Source organism: bacterium, assembly GCA_029210965.1.
Lineage (GTDB): Bacteria > BMS3Abin14 > BMS3Abin14 > BMS3Abin14 > BMS3Abin14 > JALHUC01.
This window is the reverse complement of sequence record JARGFZ010000106.1, coordinates 1-1278: the sequence shown is the minus strand read 5'-3', so window position 1 is coordinate 1278 and position 1278 is coordinate 1. Positions and strand designations below refer to the sequence as shown.

General features: G+C 51.6%; 2 protein-coding genes. Both read left to right on the top strand.

All coding sequences use genetic code 11. The features are described 5' to 3' along the window. Positions 1–270, top strand: a 270-nt coding sequence (locus P1S59_14465; protein ID MDF1527428.1) for an FAD-binding protein, incomplete at its 5' end; no start/stop codon positions are given. 409 nt (positions 271–679) lie between these two features. Continuing rightward, positions 680–1129: a nuclear transport factor 2 family protein gene (locus P1S59_14460; protein ID MDF1527427.1), complete on the top strand. Its 450-nt coding sequence runs from the start codon at positions 680–682 to the stop codon at positions 1127–1129. Positions 1130–1278 lie beyond the last annotated feature (149 nt).

Below are 1278 nucleotides of genomic sequence, written 5' to 3'. Positions count from 1 at the left end.
TTCTTCTTTTACTCGGTTTTGATCCAGTTCAGCCGATCACGGTTTAGGAACATATGGCGGGGAGTTGCGAAAAACCAGACTCAGCCATGTTTGAGCAACAACCCGATAAACCTTGACCAGGAACCGGTGAAAGGCCTTTACGCAGCCGGGGAAGTAACTGGCGGTGTCCACGGGGCCTGCCGCCTGGGTAGCTGCGCCATCACCGAGTGCCTGGTCTTCGGCCGAATCGCGGGCCGGAACGCAGCAGGTGAAACCGGGAATTCCGAATAAGGGCTCGTGTGCGCGTGATGCGACTGGGCGCAGTTGCGATAAATCATGGATTTTAATACCTTCTTTGCGAGGGGACATTCATAAGTAACCATGAACGTGATTATCCAGAGATTTTGGATCCATTTTGAAATTTGAAATGTAGAACCAAAAACCCACATCCCACGCGCCATGCACTAGTCGTTCTCCTGACTCCAAGTTTCAGGTTTAAGGTTTTACCCCCTTACCCCCTCACTCCCATACCGTTGTTACGCCATGTCCCCGTGTCTCTGTGTCAGCTGCCCTTCCCCCGTCTTTGCGTGTCGGAGAATTAACCTCCAAATTCCTGACAATATAGATCGGCTATGCTATAGTTAACCTATAGTTAACACCGTTAGACAATTTCACTATTTACTCATTCAGGAGGTATTTTATGATTAAGCGATCATTGTTGACCCTCATCGCATTGACCCTTTTGGCAGCCCTGGCTCCCGGCACCGCGGCAGCGGGTGCGCCTGAGGAAAAGGTGGCAGCTTACCACAAGGCCATTTTGGATGGTGATATTGAAGCCGCCAAAGGGATGCTGGCCGAAGACCTTCTACTGTTTGAGGATGGACAGGCTGAAACCTCCTTGAAGCATTACGCCGAAGGCCATCTGAAGTCTGACATCGCTTTTTCCGCCGAGGCCAAGCGCAAGCTTGAAAGCCAGACATCCTGGATAGAGGGCAACACGGCCACCGTGAGTTCCATCTACGATCTGAAGACCAGGTATAAGGGCAAGGGTTTCCACCTGAAGACGGCAGAAACCATGACCCTGAAACAAACCGATGGCCAGTGGGTCATCGTGCACATTCACTGGTCCAATCACAAGGTGAAGGAGTAGTGACCGGGAAAAAGGCCGCAGGAGAAGGTCAAAAACCAGTTTAACGCATAGGACGCAAAGTAACACGGGACAAAGTGAACTACCACGGGCTTACGCCCGTGGCACCCTTAAAGGCCAAGCTTCGCTTGCCCGCTGTCTTCTTCACCTTG

Bases quoted from the DNA above. Each gene is read 5' to 3' on its own strand.
- P1S59_14460 (MDF1527427.1), top strand. From the start codon at position 680: ATGATTAAGCGATCATTGTTGACCCTCATCGCATTGACCCTTTTGGCA.